Source organism: Fluviicola taffensis DSM 16823, assembly GCF_943372375.1.
GTDB classification, from domain to species: domain Bacteria; phylum Bacteroidota; class Bacteroidia; order Flavobacteriales_D; family Crocinitomicaceae; genus Fluviicola; species Fluviicola taffensis_A.
Window position 1 is genome coordinate 76,925 of sequence record NZ_CALRYJ010000006.1, and the last position, 20,694, is coordinate 97,618.

Consider the following 20,694-nt stretch of genomic DNA (forward strand, 5'->3'; position numbering starts at 1 on the left):
CTGAAAATTATCAATCCGTTTTTACATGGAAAAACTAGCAAGAGGCCTTTTTTCAATGAGGGCAATGGCAATGGGATTATTCCTCTTCCTTACAGCAATTGCAATAGCTACATTTATTGAATCATACGAAAACACACAAGCAGCAAAGCTTTGGATTTACAATGCAAAATGGTTTGAATTATTGTTGGCATTTCTATGTGTGAATTTAGTAGCGAACATTTTCCGCTACCAAATGTGGAGACGGGAGAAAATTGCCGTATTGCTTTTCCATATTTCATTTATCGTCATAATCCTCGGAGCATGGATCACGCGTTATATCAGCTACGAAGGAATGATGATGATCCGGGAAGGTGCTGCATCCAATATCGTTTATACTTCAGATCCTTATTTGTGGGTGAATGTGAATGATGGAAAGGAATTTCAATTGACACATGATGTGAAAACCATTTTGGCTGAATCTTATCCATTCAATTCGGCATCCATGGATATCGATTTCCCGAAACATCAAAACCCTATTTCAATTGAGTATGTCGATTTCAAATCGAAGCAGATTGATACCATTGAGATGGACAAGAAGTACAAGACAAGTGCGTTGGATATCGTTACGGACGGAATGAAATCCAATTACATCATTGACAACGATATTTTCTCCCTGAATGGCTTGAACATTGCATTCTCAGAGCAATTGGTCAATGGAGTCAATATTTACAGAAAGAATGATACCCTGCGCTTGCGACCGAATATGCCTTTGCAGTATATCCCGATGAAAGAAATGCAAAAGGCTCGTCAGAGTGGAATTGCTCCACCGGATTCTGTTTTTGTGAAAGTGGCTCCCGGAGAGGAAGTTGTTTTTGCTACAACTACTTTGTATCAGATCGCAGGACAACAATTTGTGTTTAAACAGGAAATCCCGAATGTGGGTAAAATATTGCGTCCTTCCGGAATGAGAGATGTAGGATCGGATTATTTGACAGTAAAGATCACAGATGGTTCCAAATCGAAAATAGTTCGACTGGAAGGTGGGGCGAAAATGGTCGGAGTTCCGGTTTTCTTTGAATTCAACGGATTGAATTATCATTTGGAATACGGAATGAAGCGCATTAAAATCCCATTCTATATGAAATGTAATGATTTTATGTTGGATCGCTATCCAGGTTCGGATATGCCTTCTTCTTATTCCAGTGACCTACAAGTACTGGATACTGCGAATAAGGAATTCGGCACAAAACACGTATTCATGAACCATGTATTGGATTATGGTGGCTACCGTTTCTTCCAATCTTCTTATGATGCGGATGAAAAGGGAACTATTTTGAGTGTGAACCATGATTTTTGGGGAACAAATGTAACTTATCTAGGCTATTTAATGATGTTTATCGGGATGATCTTCAGTTTGTTTGCTCCGGCTTCTCGTTTTAGAGAGTTAATTGGGAATTTGAAAACTTCCAGTGTTAAAACGGTAGTGAGTATTTTATTCGCTCTGGGTTCGCTGACCGCATTTGCCCAGGATTCTTCCACACACGTGCATGATCACGAACATCACCACGAGCATACCGAGGAGCAACTACCCGCAGCCCCCGTAAAACCGGTTGTCTATTTCATTTCGGAAGATCAAAGTGATGAATTGGCAACTTTATTGGTTCAGGATAACAGAGGACGAATTATTCCGATGCATACCTTGTGTGACCAGTTATTGAGCAAATTATACCGCGCAAATAAATTCGAAGAAAGAAACGCTGTTCAGACGGTGGTCAGTATGCACATGTATCCGGATTATTGGTTGGATCAAAAAGTGATTTTGGTTCCTTCAGCATTGTTTGATAAGTATAACTTGACAAAATATGTTTCATTCAGGGAATTAACGGATGAATCGGGAAATTTCAAATGGATCAATGACTACAATAAAGCGTTGCAAAAAACGGAATCCCAGCAGTCGGAAGTTCAAAAGAAACTGATCAAGTTAGGGGAGAAGTACCAGGTATTATTGGGTGTCATCAACTGGAATTACATGAAAATCATTCCATTGAGAGCTGATTTGGCGAATCGTTGGTTCATGCCTTTCAATCAGGAATTGATGATGAAAGACAGTGTTACAAGCAGGTTAGCTTTGAACTACATCAGTTCGTTGAATGATGCGGCGAAGTCCAATAATGATTTTTCCAAGTCGACCAAACTGTTGAACGAATTGAAAAAAGCGCAGCGTTCATTATCTCCTTCCTCCATTTTACCTACGGATACACATGTGAAAATGGAGGTTTCGTATAACAAAATGAACATATTCAAGAATACCGGAAATTGTTATTTTACGTTTGGAATCCTGCTGTTGTTTATTTTCTTTATTCGGGTATTCTTCAATCCTTCTGCAAAATCCGAACGACGTTATTCCATTCTTGCCAAGATTCTGTTTGTATTGATGGGGATTGTCTTCCTTTACCATGGCGCTGGTTTGGGAATGAGAAGTTACATTTCGGGGCACGCTCCATGGAGCGATGGATATGAGGCAATGGTCTTTATCGCATGGGTGATCATTCTGGCAGGATTTATCTTCTCACGTGTTAGTATGGTTATTTTGGCCGCAGCTGCATTGTTGGCCTGGTTCTTCATCTTTGTATCTCAATTGAACCTGCTAGATCCCGAGATCACGCCTTTACAACCGGTTTTGAAAAGCTATTGGTTGATGATTCACGTTGCTATTATTACCGGTAGTTATGGATTCCTGGGACTTGGATTTATTATCAGTTTTGTCAATATCATTTTGTACCTGGCAAGAGATACCAGAAGTGGGCAAGAGGTTACAAAGATTATTTCAGTACTTACCGCGGTCAGTGAAATGACTGTCACTATCGGATTATTCATGTTGACCATCGGAACATTCCTTGGTGGAATCTGGGCAAACGAATCCTGGGGAAGATACTGGGGATGGGATCCGAAAGAAACATGGGCTTTGGTTTCGGTATTGGTCTATGCAATTATCTTGCATTTCAGATACATTCCCGGTCTGAAAGGTAAGTTTGCTTTCAATGTGGCAAGTATGTGGGGATATTCGGCAATCTTGTTTACTTTCTTTGGTGTGAATTTCATCCTGGTCGGATTGCATTCGTATGCTAATGGAGATGGTTCTGTGAATCTTCCCTGGTATGTCTGGGTATCGATCCTTGCATTTTTGATCCTGACAATTGTTGCCGGAATTCGGAATAAACAGTATCTTAAAGCTCAAAGAGAATTGTTATGACATTGTATGATTTTTCATTGAACCGGTTAAATGGCCAGCCCATTGATTGGAATGATTTTAAGGGAAAAAAGGTCCTTTTGGTGAATGTCGCATCCCAATGTGGATTGACACCTCAGTATACGCAGTTACAAGAACTGAACGAAGAATTTGGTGGAAGTGATTTCGCGATTTTGGGAGTCCCGTGTAATGATTTTGCAGGACAAGAACCTGGAACAGCAGAAGAAATCGCTACATTCTGTTCTACAAGCTATGGCGTGAGTTTTCCGCTTTCGGAAAAAGTACATACGGTGGGAGCTGAAATTCATCCGATCTATAGTTGGTTGTTGAAAGAAACTGGAGCAGAGGTCACTTGGAATTTTCAAAAATTCCTGATTGATGAGGAAGGTCAGGTGACGGGTTTTTATTCTCCGCAAACTGAACCGGGTGACGAACATATTTTAGATTGGATCAAGAAGTCATGAATCAGATTGATGTATTAGCAATTGGTGCACATCCGGATGATGTGGAACTTTCTGCAGCAGGAACTTTGTTGAAACACCGCGCATTGGGTTTCACTACGGGAATAATCGATCTGACCCAGGGAGAATTAGGTTCCAGGGGAACGAAAGAAACGCGTAAGGAAGAAGCTCAGGCTGCATCCGATATTTTGGGACTTTCTGCACGAGTGAATTTGAAGATGGCCGATGGTTTTTTCGAGCATTCGGAGGAGAATCTAAGATTACTCATAGAGCAAATACGCCGGTTCAAACCCAGCATCGTTTTAGTGAATGCGGTTTCCGATCGTCATCCCGATCATGGAAAAGGAAGTAAACTGGCTTCTGAAGCATGTTTCCTGGCAGGTTTGCGCCGAATAGAAACTTCCTGGGATGGAATGGCTCAGGAAGCGCATAGACCAAAGGCAGTTTATCATTACATCCAGGATCATTTTCTAAAGCCCGACTTTGTAATCGATGTGACTGAATTTGTGGAACAAAAATTTGATTCCATCAAGGCATATAAAACCCAATTTTGGGATCCGAATTCTTCCGAACCGAAGACGCCTATTTCAGGTGAGGAGTTTTTTGAATTTCTCCGTGGTAGAATGGCGGAGTTCGGAAGAGGCATTGGCGTGCGTTATGCCGAAGGATTTACCATCGAACGTACTCTTGGTGTCGATTCCTTATTTGATCTTCGCTAAGGTCTCCTTAACGTTCTGGATCAAGTCATTGAATTCTTTTGCCAATTCCTCGTTTATAATACCGTCTTTGAAATTTTCTTCAAAGCTTGGCAAACTGAAATGTCCCAGGATATTAGCCGTGTGACGCGGAAAACGGTTCAATGCAGCTTCCAATGAGAATTTAGCTCCCAGTTTTCCCGGAGAAGTAGAGATCAATAACATCGGTTTGTCATGAAATACGCTGTTATTCAATCTGGAACACCAATCCAAGGTATTTTTGAATGCGGCAGAATAACTTCCATTGTGTTCTGTCATGGAAATGACCAGGAAATCAGACTCTTCAATAATCTCATGTAGCTCTTGGGCTTGTACAGGATAGCCGTCTTCTTTTTCTTTATCAACAGAAAATACGGGCATTTCGAAATCATTCAAATCAATCATATTGACTTCACCTTTAAATTGATGTGCAGCGAAATGCGCAAATTGTTGGTTAATGGAAGATTTGCTTGTACTTGCTCCGAATGCTAATATTTTCATGTGAGTTTCTTTAGATCCCGATATGTATCATCGGTGATTTTTTCACGAAGATAGAGATATTCCCTTATTAATAAGGTTCTTTTATTTGCAGATTTCACACTTCGACTTCGCTCAGTGTCCTTCATCTAGGCTGAAGGACCAAAAGTTGACTTAGCGGAGTAGAAGGCAGCTTTGAATTTGTGGATAACGAAAAAGGGTCCACCGCAGCGGACCCTTTAACTTGCTATAAAACTAAACTAACAGAGATACTTTCTTTTAAGCTTAGCACTAATTATTCCGCGCTAACGCTTGTTATTATCGAAAGCTATGCTTTCTCTTATTTTACGACGCTCAATTTAACAGTCTTAACTGCATCACCAGTTCTAACAACTGCGTAATACAATCCTTGTGCGAAATCTGTAGCGTTGATTGTGAATTCGTGTGTTCCAACTTCAGCATACTTAGTAGCTACCGTTTGCATCACTTGTCCGTTTGCATTCATTACTACTACTTCGATTGTGCTGTTTTGTGCAACATCAACGAATAATGAAGTAATACCGCTTGTTGGGTTAGGATATAAAGAAACACCAGCAATAGCTGAAACTTCTTTGATTCCAAGTCCTACGCTCATTCCTGTGAAATCTGCACCGGTTAAAAGTGGAGAACTTGCTGCAGGACGGTAATCAGGAGCTAAATAGTTGTAAGGTGTAGTTAAGATTCCAGCTGTAGAAGCAATTGAATCATTCATTCCTGCTGCAAACCATGCTTGAACGTTATAGGTACTTGTAGCTGCTCTTTCAGTTACTTTACCAACTGCATTACCAGCAACGATATTGTTTTTGTAAATGATCAAACCACCTGTAGCATTTGCTTCACATGCAGTTCCATCAAGGAAAATTCCTCTTTGGAAATCCATGAAAATTGAGTTACGGATGTCAATTGCAGAGTTTTTACGAATACGAGCTCCACGACGGTAACCATTAGCGATTGTGTTTGCTGTGTTTCCTCTGTATGGTCCGATTGCAGTTACGTTTGTGAAAGTAGGATTTGTTTGAGGAGTGTTTGCTGATCCTGTAGCATCATTATCTGATTCAAAACCTTCTGAAGTTGAAACTGCAGGGTTATCAGCGATATTTGGGTCACGAACGATCAAACCGAATTGAACATTTCCTGAGTATCCGAAATCTGTATCGAAATCGTCATCTAAATTTCTGTAAGAAACCAAGTGTTTTGCATTTACTGCTCCACCGAACCACTCAAAAGCGTCATCATTAGAGAAAGAAACCTGTACGAAATTAATTTCAGTTCCAGAACCTACAGAACCTAATGTCAAACCGTTGATTTCTTTATCTGTTTGATAAGCGTATCCAGGGAATTCAATACGTACATATGTTAACTTACCTGAGTTATCAGCGTTATCAGAAGTCATTCCACCACCAAATTCAGTATCAGTTGTTGGAGCAAGACCTTCGATGTTTGCAACACCATTTGCTTGGTTGTTAACACCTTTTCCTAATAGGATGATTCCTCCCCAGTCACCTGCAGAGCGAGATCCAACAGCTTGGTTAGAAGTAAATACGATTGGAGCATTTACAGTACCTTGAGCCATTAATTTAGCACCTTTAGTAATAAACAAACCTGATCCTAGAACCGCTTTATCACCCATGATGATTGTACCTGGTTCGATAGTCAAGGTAGCGTTGTTTTTTACATAGATCTGACCTTGTAACAAGTAAACATTTCCAGCAGTCCAAGTTGTGTTTGCTGTAATGTTAGTTGAGATCGTTTGGTTTGGAGTACCGTAGTTTGTGTTTTGCGGGTCCCAGTTTGCCCATCCTTCTGTCCACATTGCTGTTGGAGCAGGAGCAAAAGCTCCACGGTAAGTTGTTTCGTAAAAGTCTTGTCCAAATGCTGCCAAGGTTCCTAACCCTGCGAACAATGCACTTAAGTAAATTTTTTTCATTTTTCTATTTTTTTTCTTGGTACAAAATTGCCTCGTTAACCTTGTTCTATCCTTTACTTTAAGTTACGTTTCAAGTAAATAAATGTTAAGTTCATCTTAACTCGCGTAGCATTAATTTAATATTAGCTCAATCGATTTAGTAAAGCTGCTTCATCTCCGTTGAAAGTATCTGTTCAAAGGTCTAAAAGTTAAAAGTGTTCAGGAACTTTTTGAACCATTGAACTGGCTCGGATTTGGTAGAAAAAGAAAAGCCACCCGCATCACGGGTGGCCTCTCAGGCATCGTTATGAAATTACAGTCTGAAACTCAATGAAGCACTAAATGTTCTTCCGAAGTTTGTTTTCCATACTTGCTGATCAATTTCTTTATCAAAACCTTGATTGTTGTTTTTATCTCCAACGAAAACGGTATTAAAGAATCCATTCATCCCTTTAACTTCCGATCTGGCTGTTGAGCTGTTTTGGTAGAAAATCTGATTCTGTGCCAGGATGTTTTGGATATTTAATTTGAATTGAGCACGTCCTTTCATAAAGGATTTTGTGATCTGTAGATCAAGGAATGTTCTTGCTTGTTCCCATAGATCCGGTTCGTTTACATTCCCTACAATGTAGATTCGTTGACCTACGCGGTTGATGTTCAAGGATACCCCCCATTGATTACGAGCATTGTCGTAGCGAATTCCAGCATTGAATACATAAGGAGATTGTCCTTGAAGTGGTCTTGAATCTGCCACACTTCCTACGACACTGGAAACATCTACTTGAGAACGGATGATTGATAAATTGGAATATACCGTTAGATCATCAAACAAGGAAGAAGTGTCCAAACCGAAGATCGTTGAAATCAATGATCTTGCTTCAAGTTCTAAACCATAGTTTGTTGCTGAAGGTACATTTTGGAAGGAAATTTCACCCACCACATCCGGACGGGATTTTTGCTCGATCGGATTGATGAAGTTTTTGTAGAAGATTGTAGCTGAAAACAATTGACCTCTTCCAGGGAATGTTTCATATCTCAAATCCAAGTTGTGAATCAAAGCACGTTTCAGTGTATCGTTTCCTGAAACTACGAAGTTGGTTGTGAAGTCGTAGAATGCAAATGGAGCAAGTTCACGGTATTCCGGTCTGTTCAATGTTTGAGAGTAACTCAAGCGAATATTCGAGCGTCTGTTGGCTTCAAAGATTGCATTGATGGAAGGAAGAACGTCTAATTTTTTGGTGCTGATTTTTAATTCGGAAAGATCGTCTTTCAATGCATTTAGTTCTTGTTGGAAGTATTCTAAACGTGCACCGTAAATGAAACGGAATCTTTTACCAAAACGATTATCCAATTGAATATAAGCTGCATTCAAGACAGATTGAGCGTTATATTGGTCAGAAGGTTTTGTTCCGTCAGTTAGTTTGAATCCACCTTTTCCTGGATTTCCGTTTGCTGCCGGTTCAAGCAATCCCATATTTTCAGAAGAGAAGATTTGGTCTTCAGGAAGATACAATAGGTTTTGGTCAAATTCAATGTTTCCACCGCTTACACCATATTTTGTGAAACCTAATTGGCGTGCAGCAAATTTACGGGTACGAATCTGATTGTAAAGTCCTATTTTAAATTCACTTTTGAATTTTCCGAATAGGTCAGTTGCATAAGAGAAATCCAAACGGCTGTTAACTGAACTTTCCTTGTTTTCAGAGAAGAACATTCCACCACCATAAGCAGGACCTACACTAGATGAGGATATGTTTGCCGTGTACATGGTATCTCTCGGATCTGGATTTGATGGATCGATGAAGTCTTTGTTGCGCGTATATACTGAACGACTCAAGTTTGGTATAGTGCGGTTTACATTGCTGTAACCAGCCAACCAATTCAATTTGAATCCTTTTGCTCTTAATCCGTGCTGACCTTCTAACTGTCCTGAATAAACACGGTCTGAAGTGAACCAACGTGCGTTTGAACGGATAATAATCGGATTATTTTCCGAAGCATTTGTAGCTCCTGTTCTGTTGATCAGTTTGTCTGAAGAGTTGATACTGTAAATATTCTTGAAAGTAATGGTGTTCAGGTCGTTGATCTTGAAAGCGAAATTAGCCAATGCTCCGGCTAATAAGTTCGTTACATTGTTTTTATCCAGGTAATCATTTTCCATCTGAGTAGTTTGACTCGATGTCGGATCTGTACTGTTCAAATAACTGTTGCGAACTGTTTCGTTGTAACTGAAACTTCTGCTGTATGTCAAAGCAGCAATCATTCCGAATTCACGTTTGCCGAATTTTTTATTGAAACCGCCTGAAGCCTGAAGACTCAAGTTTGGAAGGAATTTACTTTCAGTTGTTGCCCAATTGGTTGACACTTGTTGAGCCACTTTTGCCTGATCGTGAATATTCAATGGATATTCACCGAAAGGAGCAACCGCTGAAGGGATTTTTCTAGATCCATCGTCGATTCCTAACCAATCCATTTTCCCTCCTTTATAAGAAGTACGATCCTTGAATGTCGTAATCGTATTGATTCCTGTTCCAACTTGAAAAGAGAAGAAGTTCTTTTCCGGAATACTTTTCGTGTTGATTTGAATCAATCCACCGGCAAATTCTGCGGGTTGATCCGGAGTAGCTGATTTGGTGATTGTCAGGTTTTCCAGCATACTAGCAGGAAACATATCAAAGGAGAATGCTTTCCGGTCACTTTCCGAACTTGGAAGGGGAGATCCATTTAAAAATGCTGCGTTGTAACGGTCATTCAATCCGCGGATAATTGCAAATTTGTTGTCTTGGATACTAGCTCCACTCACCATTTTCAATACGTCACTCGTATTACTTGCTGTTGATCTTTGAATGGTTTGGCTTGATACCACATCGCCAACGCTAATTGCATTTTTTTGTTTCAATGCAACTCCCTGATCGGTGTCTGTGATTCTTTTCGCTTCTACGACAACTTCTATCAGTGAGTCTCCAACTGCCGGAGCCATAATAACATCGATAGTTGTAACCTCACCGTCCTTTACCTTAACGTCATTTACAACTTGAGTTGGAAATCCCGGATATACTATACGAACTGTATAGGCTCCTTTTTCCAATTTGCTAAAGTTGTAAATACCCTCAATGTCAGATAGTACTTTTTTACTTTGTTCAACCAATTCCACCTGAGCAGAAGGAAGACCTTCTCCCGTTTCAGAATCGATTACTTTTCCTTGAATTACTCCGGTGTTTTTGTCTTGTGAGAAGGCAAAACCAACAATCAATAATGAAACAACGGAAAGAAATAACTTCATAGCTTTAATTTTGCTACAAAGGAACTGCTATAAGGTTATTCTAAATTAAGTGTAAAATTATTGGATTGTGAGGCTTGTGTAAACAAATTATTAAGTCAATTAACATTAAATTAATATTGACTAAAAGGATTTTGTTAGGACTCAAAAATAAGAAGAAAAAGCATTGTCTTGAGGTAAACGGATCGCTTTTGATAGTGGAAAGCAGAAGTGCATAATTGTTTAGATGTCAATAAATTTCTTCAATGATGAAGTCTTGGTTATTGAATGAAATATGATCTGCTTTCTTTTTATGAAGCATTAACTGCCCGAGGGGAGCACCCAAACCGATTCCAACAATATTCTTTCCTTCAAATGAACTTGTTCCGATTGGAATACCGAGTAAAAACAATCCTTTGTTTGTTTCTATTAGAGTTCCCAATTGGGCTTGAACCGGTTTATCCAGGGGTTGGTTCTCTATCAGGCTTTTAATCCGTTGTTGTTCGTTCAACTGAGTACTCAATTTTCCAAGTTCCTGCTGAGCCATTTCACGTGAAGTTTCAAACTTGTCTCCCGCCGAACTCTTGCTGTCCTCTGCAATGTCTTTCTGTAGGTCTGCAATATCCAATTGCAATCGAGCAATCTTTTCAGAAAGCGAATTTGAGAGGTGTTGAAAGAATGCTTTTTTGTTCATGCTGAAAGAAGTTGCCTTCGACTACGCTCAGTCAACTTTGATCTACTCCTTTTAATTAAAGGACACTGAGCGTAGTCGAAGTGTCTTTAATTATTCATAGATAATAAAGTGCTTGTTGAATAATTCGATGAGTTGGTTTTTGACACTCTCTTTCGAAAATTGCATCCCGAAAGAACGCAGGAAATCCGGATCAAATTGAAATTTTCCATTCATCATATCCAAAATGGCGTGCTTCAATTCTGCAATATTATTGTGCTCGATCTTAATTCCAAGTGAATCGGTCATATTTGCAGCGATGCCAACAGCGGTTGAAATAATAGGTGTGCCGGTTAACCAGGCTTCTGCAATGACTATACTGAAAGTTTCATATTCCGATGTCAGGATAAGTGCATCATGCTCTTTTATAAGTCTGCTGATCTCTTGCCATTCGCAAGGACCTGTAAATGTAATTGCATCACTGCAACTATTCAGTTTTGCCCAGCGTTCCCATTCATCCGTATTTTGATCTGAAACAACGGTCAAACTGATTTTTTTCCCGGATTCCAAATAGGCATTTAAAAAGCCGTCAAAAAGAAAACTTGGGTTCTTGGTGTTCTTGTCCAATGTTGAAATATGGATGAACTTGTTTCGTTGCGTTGGATTTGTATTTCTCAAGGAGAAGATGTCTTCATCCACAAAGTTTGGAATCACCTGGATTTTTGTGGTGGGGAAGAGTGGCTTCATATCTGTTCGAAGCACATTCGAAACGGCTACAATTTCACTGGTATGCCTGCTTCCGCGTTTGATTACCTGTTGATGAAGTGAAATAAAACTTTTGCGGAGTTTTTTCCGGTAGTATGATCCATGCTCCATGACAATTAGCGGGACATGGAAATAACGCTGGACACGTGCAAATTGCATTGCTCTTGGAAGGAATACATGAGCAAAAATCAGATCGATGTGATCCAGCATTAGTAATCCTTTCCCCAATGCTTTACGTTGGAGCCACCAATGAACAAACCTGTTTTTTGAAATGTGATGATAGATGCGAATAACACGTAAATTATCAAGCTGCTGGTCATCAACCTCAATGGAGCTGCAGTTTTTGTCTCCCATTGTGTGGAGAACCGTAACTTCATAGGTGTCTGAGAGCAAATTCGCAAAACGCTCAACAAAATTTCCGGCATACGGATCAACGCGTGTCGGAAACCATGAACTCATGATAAGAATATGTCTTTTCGTGTGGGACATAGGCTAAATTTAGTGGATTTTTTCACTAATTGCGCATGACCATCAAAGTTTTTGTATTGTTTTCTTTACAGATTGTGAGGAAATAAACGCCGGATTGAAGGTCTTTTAATGAAATCTGATTTCCAATTTGTTGAAATGGAACGGGTTGACCTTGTTGGTTTTTCAGTTCAAAAAGTTCATCTCCTTGTAAATTAGAAATGAAAATGATCTCATTTGTTGGATTTGGTGAAATTTGAATGGTTTCAAGAGATTGGTCATTCACACCGGCAACACAATTCAAGCGATTGATGTATTGCCAGATGGTATCGTTGTATTGGGTTGCGATCAAGCTGTTGCCCAAACTACCTCCCATTCGAACCAATACCAGCCCGTCAGACGGTGAAACATTGATGATTTGTCCGTTTTTTCCTTCCGCAGCATAGACATCGTTTGGTGCATTGGGCATTAAACTTCCGGTGAATACGAATTGGGATTGAGGAATCATATAGGAAGCCTTCCCATTCAACCAGGTCAGGTAGCCATAAGAATTATTGATTGATTGGCTGCTGTTTCGCATTTCATTGAGGTAAGTCAGGTCGGGAAGCACAGGAGTTCCATTCCAATATCCATCCTGGGAAAGCAATAATCCAAAACGTGCCATTCCTCTTGGTTTTGATACGTATACGTTGTTGTATCCCGATTGAACATACAAACCGGTCAACCCAATTTTGGTTCCTATTTTTTGATTCACCCAAACATTCAGGTTCATTCCTGTTGCTGATTCAATAACTGAGTCGAGAAGGGTATAAGGTCCGTTGTGGTAAGCCCAGCGGGTTCCGGGAGCTGCTTTGTAGATCAAGCAAGCCGGATCTGTGCAGTAGAAATCAGGAACCCCGTCATCTAAACCGGTTGTCATGGTTAATTGATGCTTGATGGTAATAGCGCTCTCTTGCGACAAAGTCAAACTAGTCCAACCGGTTCCAAGATAATCGCTTGTGGCGTCATCAATATCCAGAAAACCTTCGTTTTGTGCAATACCAACGGCATAAGCTGTTAGTGTTTTGCCTGCCGAGTTCCACACGTGAAAACTGTCTACAGTAAATGTTCCGAAGTATTTTTCCAAAACGATTTTTCCATCTTTCAAAAGAAGAAATGCATCTGAATCACCGTCTTCGAGCCAATCGTATAGTTTGTTGATGGAATCTTGGCACCATCCCAAAGTTGCAGGATCGGTTGTGGACCAAGTTGTTCCCGTAAGAGGAGGGAAGTATGTTTGAGCCTGTAGGCTTGAAAAACCAAGTGTAAAAGTTAGTAGGAGTAGTAACTGTTTCATAACAATTCAAAATTCAAAATGAAATCCAATCCGCCGCCGCGGATCAGGATCAAAATTTTTCATGTAAGATAACACTTTTTCAATTTGGTTTAAACCAGCACTTTTTCATAAATCGCTTCCAATTGTTTAATGGCAAAATCGATTTCTTCTTTGGTGGTATATCTTGAAAATGAGAAGCGTGCGTTTGGTCTTGAATGATCAGCCTGAATACCTTCCAATACATGGGAGCCTTTCGAAGCGCCTGATGAGCAAGCAGAACCTCCTGAACAGGCAACTCCTTGTAAATCCAATGTGAATAAAAGCATTCCTGATTTTTCTGTTGCTGGTAAACACACATTCAACACGGTGTACAAGCTTTTTTCGGGGTCAATTTCGCCGTGGAAACTAACGTCGGGAAGTGTTTCTTTCAAACGCTCGATCATGTATGATTTTAATCCCTGAACATGTGCCTGATGCTCTTCCAGATGACTGTAAGCCAATTCGACTGCTTTTGCCAAACCGACAATCCCGTAAACGTTTTCCGTTCCTCCGCGTAAACCTCTTTCCTGCGCGCCACCATGAATCAGGATATCCGTTTTGATGCGTTTATTGGCATACAAAAATCCAATTCCTTTCGGTCCGTGAAATTTATGAGCTGCGCAGGTAATAAAGTCGATTCCCAATTGTTCCAGATCAAAGGCATAATGCCCCATGGTTTGAACCGTATCCGTATGAAAGTAGGCGTTGTATTTTTTGCATAATGCACTCACTTTTCCGATTGGAGTCAAGGTTCCAATTTCATTGTTTGCATGCATTAAGGAAACCAAGGTCGGTTTTTCATCTTTCAAATAAGTTTCCAACTCATTCAGATCGATGTTTCCTTTAGAATCAACTTTTAACCAAACGGCTTCGATGTGCTCTCTTTCGGCTAAGTGCTCTATCGTGTGACAAACTGCATGATGCTCAATTGTCGTCGAAATAATGCGCTTAACACCTAATTGATACACAGCCGTATTCAGTGCGATATTGTCAGCTTCCGTTCCACCTGAAGTGAAGATCAATTCATTTGGGGAACAGTGCAGTTGTTTGGCAATGGAACGTCGGGAAGTTTCAATCAATGCTTTGGTTTGTCTACCATAGAAATGCGTAGAAGAAGGATTTCCAAATTCATTTTGTAAAACAGGAATCATAGCTTCGGCAACTTCTTTCGCAAGAGGCGTGGTTGCAGCATTGTCTAAATATACTCGCATCGACTTTATTTTTATTGCAAATTTAATAGATTCAAGGGAAATGAATGCGTTAATCTTTTCCGAGAAGAAATCGAAATGTTTCTTTTCCTTGGGGAGCTAAAAGGAGGTTGGACATCAGGAAATGGGTACGTTCCAATCTTTTTTCTGTCGATTTGGCTGTCGATATGTGATTGAGGATATATCTTTTCATTCCAGGTGTGAGTGCATCAAACCGGTCCTTTGACTCCGGAACCTGAATCCAATATTCCTTTATTTCTTCCGGAACAGGAACTCCGAATTCAGAATCGTCTTTTTGTAACTGAACAATTACCACATCGCCCAAAGTCTTTCCAATCTTTTTCAATCGGTCCTTTTGCACTGTAATCAAGCCACTTCCTTCACCCAAAGCTAAAATTCCTGCCTGCCACTGAACTTTCTGATCCAATGTGATCAGCAGTCGCTGGTTGAAATCTCCTTTTTCTTTTCTACCAGGGAGTTGAGCCAAAATATCGGGGGTGATTTCGACAAACCAGTAGTTTAAATAATCCAGTGCTTTGATATCCGTTTCAAATTCAATCATGGGGTATTCTTGGAAAGATAAAGATAAGGAATCAGTTGCAATTCATGTCGATTCTTAATTTTTCCCACAGAGGAACACGGATGAACACGGAAGCATTTATAGCATTTAGCTTTCTAGCGTTTTTCGATTAAACCATATAAGAAGTTCAACCTCCGTGTACCTCAGTGCTCGTCAGTGGGAAATAAAAATCCCCCGATGTTATCTCAGGGGACTTTCTTCTTATTCAACCATAACCATGAATCCTGTTTTTTGTGCGGTAGCAACTAAGGATTCAATGATTGCTGATCCAAGATCTTTTTTCGCATCCGATTCATTGATTTTCTTCATTTCTTCAGCGATGTATTCTTCTCGTTTCTTGGAAAGCTCCCCGATCTTGTTTTGATACTTGGTTCGCTCCATTTTTTTATTCTCGATGTATTTTGTCTGTTCTTCTTTTGTTTTTCCTTTCAATTCAGCAGGTAAATCCTCCACCCGAATACTATCTAGCTTTACATTTCCTTGTTCGATTCCGTCTACCAGATCCCAGCTTCCATTTTTGTAGTTTGATTTGGATTTCGCCTCAGCTCTTTCACTCATAACCGCATATCCCTTTGAACTCGCATTCTGATCTTCAGTTGCTTGTTTACTTGCACGGTAAATGCCATCTCTTCCATAACCCACATACGTTTTGTTCAAAGAGTCGTTTGTGGAGATAATTTCTTTGTCGTAAGGTGTATCAATGTGTTTGATTGCATTGTTGGATTCAATGTTGAAGTAAGAACCTTGTGTTTGTTGAGCTCCGTCGTACCAAAATTCTTTCACTCCCTGATCATAAGGTCCGCAATAGATGGTATTCACTATGATATCTTTTGTAGCCGCAATTTTCAAGATTTTCTTGTAGTCGATTGGTCCTTGGTTGAAGGGTTCGTTTCCGGCAATGTACACCAGACGTAAATCGGTTGGTTTGGTAGACCACTTCAAATCATTGATGGAAGATTCGATCACCGCTGCACAGTATTCAGTTCCTCCATTGGTTTTCAGTGAGAAAAGTTGTCCGGAAATGGAATCCAGATCGGCTATCAAATCGGTTCGTTTGCGGATCCAATTGGGAGTTTTGATCTCATCATTTCCATAATCGTAAAGTGCTATTTCCAACTGAGGAGCTTTTCCTTTATCCGACATTTTGGAGGCGATATTCACAATCTTCCAAATAGTGGATTTGGCTTGTTCGATCAAACCATCCATACTTCCCGAAGTATCGAACAGGATAGCGATTTGGATTTTACGGGATTCATCACTCGGATGAACCGGTTGAGCAAAAGAAAAAGAACTGATGCAAATGATTAAGCTTAAGAGTGTTGTTTTCATCGTTGCTGTTTTTTATCATTACAATCGATGTCGGAATAAGTTCAGCAAGATGAAATGAAAGCATGTGAAAAATTAAATTTTTGATTTTAATCGACTCAGTGTTTCTTGCGAAATATTTAGATAAGAGGCGACCAATTTATTAGGTAACCGCTTCACGATGTCGGGGTTTTCTGCTAGTAATTGTTTATACTTTTCGGCAGCATCTTGTGTTAGAAATGACATGAGCCGATTGGTGTTGTTGACATATGCTTTTTCTAAATACAGCCGATAAAATTTCTCCCAGGCAGGAATTGTTTCAAGTAAAAAATGGAAATCGCTATGGGAAATGTAAAGAATTTCACTTGTTTCAACTGCCTGAATGAATTCTTCAGATGCTTCGCTCGTGATAAAGCTTACCAAGGCAGTAGCAAATTGATTTTCAAATGCAAAATAACGTGTTGCTTCTTGTCCGGATTCCGTATTGAAATAGATTCTCAAGCAGCCGGTACAAACAAAAAAAGTTTGCTGACTGATTTGTCCTTGAAGAAGGAGTAGCTCGTTTTTCTTGAGCTTTAACTGCTTGAAATAAGAAAGAACAATTTCCAATTCTTCCGCACTAACGGTGATTTTGTTTTGAATATAATCAGCTAATTGTTCCTTCATTCAACCCATTATTTCTTCAAAATTAAGGTTTTGAAGTCACCTTTTCGGCTAATTTCCGCGCATTTGGAATAATAATAAATGCAGCAGCATAGGCAATTGGCAACATGACACTCCAAGCTTTTAAGAATTTCAGGAACCAACCTTCTCCTAAACCATAGTTTCGCATTAATCCTACGAATGCCATGATTAAAGTCATAGGAACCACTACAAATAGGGTGTTGATGTATTTGAAATAGCTTTTTTTCATTGTTTTGTTTTTAAGATGAATTATGTTGCAAAGATGTTGCAATCATTCATCTTAATCTTTGATGTATGTCAATAAATAAAAAGTACTGTAATTACTTCAAATGCTGTAATACTTCTTCTTTTTCAATAAACCCGGTAGTTGTCCAAGTGATTTTTTTGTTTTTGTAAACTTGCAATACCGGAATGGAACTTATTCCAAGTTCTTTGCAAAGTTCCTGATTTTCATCCACATTGATTCGGATAACTGTAACTGTACTTTTCAGATCATTCGCAATTTCATTCAAATAAGGTTCCATTTTTTTGCAAGGGACACACCAATCGGCATAAAAATCAATCAGAACCAATTCGTCCGAGTTTGTAAGTGCTTCGAAATCTTGTTTGCTCATTCCTTTTGGGAGTACTTCATTACTGGTCGTTTCGGGAAGATTTTGACTTCGCCACTGCATGAGTCCACCTTCCAGTTCATAAACTTCTTTGAAACCTTCCGCTCTCATATTACTAGCTGCCTGAGAACTTCGTCCACCGCTTAAACAATAAACAAATACAGGTTTTGATTTGTCCAGAGATCCGATTTGTTGCTCAAATTCAGCTCCGTTCCAATCGTAATTTAGCGCATATTCAAGATGACCATTTGAAAATTCTTCTGGTGTTCTTACATCCAGAATCGGAGCATCGGGAAGTTCCTTCAGTTTTGCTGAAAATTTGGGTGCAGAAAGTGAGCTTGCTGTTTGTCCATTGGAACAACTGATTAAGACAAGGGTCAATAAGGCTATTGAAAGAAGTTTTTTCATTGTGTTTTCAATTAATTTTTGAAGTTGATATTTTTGTTCGCGTTCTCAGAGGCTTTTTCAGAATCTACTGCGCAACTTCCACCGTAGCAATTTCCAGCTGCACAACCGAATGAAAATAAGCCCATGGAGGCAAAGTAACTGCCAAACAAAACCCCGAACCATTGTTGGCTAAGGATGGATTGAACAATAATGATAGTTCCCATAACAAGAAATAAAGCTCTTGTAAGTGTCCAATTTTTTAAGATGCGTTCTTTCATATAGTTGAAATGTACGTGAATTAAACCATGCTCGATCCCGTCAGATAAAATCGAGCTTGGTTTAATCCACTTTTTGAGTTATTGGCGGATTTTGTTTTGTAAACCGTACCAACCACCGCCATTGTGAACTTGTGTGTACCCATTTGATTTTAGAATGTTTTTTGCAGAAGCGCTTCGCATTCCACTGGCACAACAAGTAATAATGGGCTTGTTTTTGTCTTTAAGCCGACTCAAATTAGCTCCCAGAGAATCCAAACTGATGTTCAGAGAGCCATTGATATGTCCGGCAGCATATTCTCCTTTAGAACGAACGTCTAAAATAATAGCTCCATTTTTCACTAACTCTGCATAATTTATTTTTGGACCAAAGCCCAATAATTGTTTGATTGAGTTCATCATGTCTTTAACGTGTTTGAAAATAATTGACATCTAACCAAGAGCCACCGTTGTAACATTCGATTCCCTTATGGGATAAAAATTGGGTCGCCTGACCACTTCTTCCTCCGGAAGCACAGCAGAGAATCAAAGGTTGTTTTAAATTCTTCACTTCCTCCAGTCGTTGTTCCAGTTCTTGTAAAGGAATATTGATTGAATTGGCTGCATTCCCACCTCTAAATTCTGCAATGGTTCTTACATCTACGATTGTACCTTGTCCTTCTTTGATGATTTGTTCTACGTTCATTTTTGTCTGATTTGTGTTCGATAGGACAAAGTTGCATCCTTCTTTTGGGATCTACAGTGACTTAAGTTACACGACGAATTTTTTTTTTCAATTACTAATTGAAGGTATTTTAAATTGAAAAGCTCGGCAACAAGAAAAAGTAACCGAACGGATCAGAAGAATCATCCGGATGATAGGTGGAAAAGCAAGACGAAAAAAGAGTAAACCTACTATTCTGTTAGAGAAGCAAAACTTTGTTTCGACCTAACTGCACTAAGCCTTCATCTTCCATGTGTTTTAAAAGTCGGGAAACAACCACGCGAGCTGTTCCAAGTTCGTTAGCCAGTTGTTCGTGTGTAACGGAAAGCGTCTGATTACCGGTTAATTCGGATTTTTTTTGAAGGAGGTTCAAAAGTCGTTCATCCATTTTTTTAAAAGCAACGGCATTTACTATTTCCAATAGTTCTTCAAAACGTTTGTGATAGAGGCGGAATATAAAGTCGAGCCACTCCGGATAGTCTTTAATTAGCAAACCAACTTTGTCAATTGGGATAAAAAGAATTTCGGTATCTTCTTCTGCAATTGCTTTGACTTTACTCGTATCTTGATGAATTCCACCTAAAAAAGACATGATACAGCTTTCACCGGGTTTGATGTAATAAAGCAAGATTTCCCTCCCGTCTTCATCTGTTCGCATCACTTTAATACTTCCTTTCGTGACAATCGGAATTGCTTTGATATAGGCATTTTCATTGAGGATGGTTTCCCCCTCATCAAATGTTTTGGCAAAACCAATATCGGCAAGTTTTTCCCTGAGTCCTTTAGAAGATTTGAATTCGGATAGCGTATTTAATTCCATGAAGTAAAGTTACTATTTCTCAAAGAGATTAAATACTACTTTTATGGAGTGGGAAGGTAAAGTTTGAAAGTTCCTTCTCGGAATAAGAAATCATCCAGATGCCCCATTTTTTGTTTGTCAGAAGTAATCAGGTGCATGTGTAAATACGTATCGTGGTGCGTGAAAATAGCTTTATGCTCTGTAGAGAAAAAGCCTAAAATATCAACTTCTTCATTGGTCAGGAAATAGTTCGTTTGTCCTTGGTGGGCTTCTTCCGGAGAACTGACCGTTGAACCTTTGGGAAGATTTACAACATGAATTTGAGCCTTTTCAATTCTTCCTTTCAATTGAAAGAAAAAGGGACGATTGGATTTTTTGGTAATTTTTTCCAGAAATGATTCTAATTGAGAAATGGTTCGGATATGATCAGGTAAATCTTGCTCTGACCAGCTGTTGATGTTGGCATATCCAAAAAACGGAGCTTTGGCTTGAAACGTTTCTTCAACCTGCATGGTGCTGTCAGTAAGAACGCTCGATTTATAGGCTTTACCATCGATGATCAACAGTTCTCCCGTCAAAAATTCTACCGGGCCAAGTCCAAATAAATGGTGTTTGTTCGAAATCGTATCCAGGTCTAGTGTTCCGTAAAGTTGTCCCTTCCACATGACATTTTTCATTGCACCTACAATTTGAATACTGGAATTGGACTGTTGGCAAAAGGAATGATAAGAGCTCAAAAGCAAACCGACTAATCCGATGAATAAAGCTTTGAAGGGCATCCTG

General features: G+C 39.5%; 20 protein-coding genes. 3 read left to right on the forward strand and 17 right to left on the reverse strand.

What is annotated here, in order from left to right:
* Positions 1-25: 25 nt before the first annotated feature.
* The 3 genes from ccsA to bshB1 are packed head-to-tail and all read left to right on the forward strand — an operon-like array spanning position 26 to position 4,409.
* A complete protein-coding gene (gene ccsA, locus AAG807_RS10495; protein WP_341903378.1) occupies positions 26-3,232 on the forward strand; it encodes a cytochrome c biogenesis protein CcsA in 3,207 nt (1,068 codons plus the stop codon).
* A complete protein-coding gene (locus AAG807_RS10500) occupies positions 3,229-3,693 on the forward strand; it encodes a glutathione peroxidase (RefSeq protein WP_341903380.1) in 465 nt (154 codons plus the stop codon). Before ccsA ends, AAG807_RS10500 begins: the two co-directional genes overlap by 4 nt.
* Entirely contained in the window at positions 3,690-4,409 is a 720-nt protein-coding gene (bshB1, locus tag AAG807_RS10505) for a bacillithiol biosynthesis deacetylase BshB1 (protein WP_341903383.1), read from the forward strand. Before AAG807_RS10500 ends, bshB1 begins: the two co-directional genes overlap by 4 nt.
* Here bshB1 and AAG807_RS10510 read toward each other — a convergent pair.
* The 17 genes from AAG807_RS10510 to AAG807_RS10590 all read right to left on the reverse strand — a co-directional run bounded on the left by AAG807_RS10510 (position 4,392) and on the right by AAG807_RS10590 (position 20,690).
* On the reverse strand, positions 4,392-4,925 hold the full coding sequence (locus tag AAG807_RS10510; protein WP_341903385.1) for an NAD(P)H-dependent oxidoreductase: 534 nt from the start codon (positions 4,923-4,925) through the stop codon (positions 4,392-4,394). The genes bshB1 and AAG807_RS10510 overlap by 18 nt on opposite strands.
* A 316-nt stretch (positions 4,926-5,241) precedes the next feature.
* Positions 5,242-6,867 (reverse strand): T9SS type A sorting domain-containing protein, encoded by a 1,626-nt coding sequence (locus AAG807_RS10515; RefSeq protein WP_341903387.1) that lies wholly within the window; start codon positions 6,865-6,867, stop codon positions 5,242-5,244.
* 292 nt (positions 6,868-7,159) lie between these two features.
* Positions 7,160-10,129, reverse strand: a complete 2,970-nt coding sequence (locus AAG807_RS10520; protein ID WP_341903389.1) for a TonB-dependent receptor — start codon at positions 10,127-10,129, stop codon at positions 7,160-7,162.
* 226 nt (positions 10,130-10,355) lie between these two features.
* On the reverse strand, positions 10,356-10,799 hold the full coding sequence (locus AAG807_RS10525; protein ID WP_341903392.1) for a hypothetical protein: 444 nt from the start codon (positions 10,797-10,799) through the stop codon (positions 10,356-10,358).
* Between the two features lie 90 nt (positions 10,800-10,889).
* On the reverse strand, positions 10,890-11,999 hold the full coding sequence (locus AAG807_RS10530) for a glycosyltransferase family 4 protein (RefSeq protein WP_341903395.1): 1,110 nt from the start codon (positions 11,997-11,999) through the stop codon (positions 10,890-10,892).
* Positions 12,000-12,054: 55 nt separating this feature from the next.
* Entirely contained in the window at positions 12,055-13,341 is a 1,287-nt protein-coding gene (locus AAG807_RS10535; RefSeq protein WP_341903396.1) for a serine hydrolase, read from the reverse strand.
* An 89-nt stretch (positions 13,342-13,430) separates the two neighbouring features.
* The gene (locus AAG807_RS10540) at positions 13,431-14,570 is read right to left on the reverse strand and encodes a cysteine desulfurase family protein (RefSeq protein ID WP_341903399.1); all 1,140 of its coding nucleotides are present in this window, start codon (positions 14,568-14,570) and stop codon (positions 13,431-13,433) included.
* Positions 14,571-14,619: 49 nt separating this feature from the next.
* Positions 14,620-15,129 carry a YdeI/OmpD-associated family protein gene (locus AAG807_RS10545; protein ID WP_341903401.1) on the reverse strand — a complete coding sequence of 170 codons (510 nt, stop codon included), beginning with the start codon at positions 15,127-15,129 and terminating at the stop codon, positions 14,620-14,622.
* 219 nt (positions 15,130-15,348) lie between these two features.
* A complete protein-coding gene (locus AAG807_RS10550; protein ID WP_341903403.1) occupies positions 15,349-16,476 on the reverse strand; it encodes a vWA domain-containing protein in 1,128 nt (375 codons plus the stop codon).
* 72 nt (positions 16,477-16,548) lie between these two features.
* Positions 16,549-17,118, reverse strand: coding sequence for a Crp/Fnr family transcriptional regulator (locus AAG807_RS10555; protein ID WP_341903406.1), 570 nt, complete (start codon positions 17,116-17,118; stop codon positions 16,549-16,551).
* Between the two features lie 22 nt (positions 17,119-17,140).
* Positions 17,141-17,365 carry a DUF2798 domain-containing protein gene (locus tag AAG807_RS10560; protein ID WP_341903408.1) on the reverse strand — a complete coding sequence of 75 codons (225 nt, stop codon included), beginning with the start codon at positions 17,363-17,365 and terminating at the stop codon, positions 17,141-17,143.
* Between the two features lie 91 nt (positions 17,366-17,456).
* A complete protein-coding gene (locus AAG807_RS10565) occupies positions 17,457-18,155 on the reverse strand; it encodes a thioredoxin domain-containing protein (protein WP_341903410.1) in 699 nt (232 codons plus the stop codon).
* A gap of 11 nt (positions 18,156-18,166) precedes the next feature.
* Positions 18,167-18,412: a hypothetical protein gene (locus tag AAG807_RS10570; RefSeq protein WP_341903412.1), complete on the reverse strand. Its 246-nt coding sequence runs from the start codon at positions 18,410-18,412 to the stop codon at positions 18,167-18,169.
* Positions 18,413-18,490: 78 nt separating this feature from the next.
* A complete protein-coding gene (locus tag AAG807_RS10575) occupies positions 18,491-18,811 on the reverse strand; it encodes a rhodanese-like domain-containing protein (RefSeq protein ID WP_341903414.1) in 321 nt (106 codons plus the stop codon).
* Positions 18,812-18,815: 4 nt separating this feature from the next.
* Positions 18,816-19,094 (reverse strand): rhodanese-like domain-containing protein, encoded by a 279-nt coding sequence (locus tag AAG807_RS10580; protein WP_341903417.1) that lies wholly within the window; start codon positions 19,092-19,094, stop codon positions 18,816-18,818.
* A gap of 217 nt (positions 19,095-19,311) precedes the next feature.
* Positions 19,312-19,932, reverse strand: coding sequence for a Crp/Fnr family transcriptional regulator (locus tag AAG807_RS10585; protein WP_341903419.1), 621 nt, complete (start codon positions 19,930-19,932; stop codon positions 19,312-19,314).
* Between the two features lie 41 nt (positions 19,933-19,973).
* On the reverse strand, positions 19,974-20,690 hold the full coding sequence (locus AAG807_RS10590; protein ID WP_341903421.1) for an acetolactate decarboxylase: 717 nt from the start codon (positions 20,688-20,690) through the stop codon (positions 19,974-19,976).
* Positions 20,691-20,694: the final 4 nt, after the last annotated feature.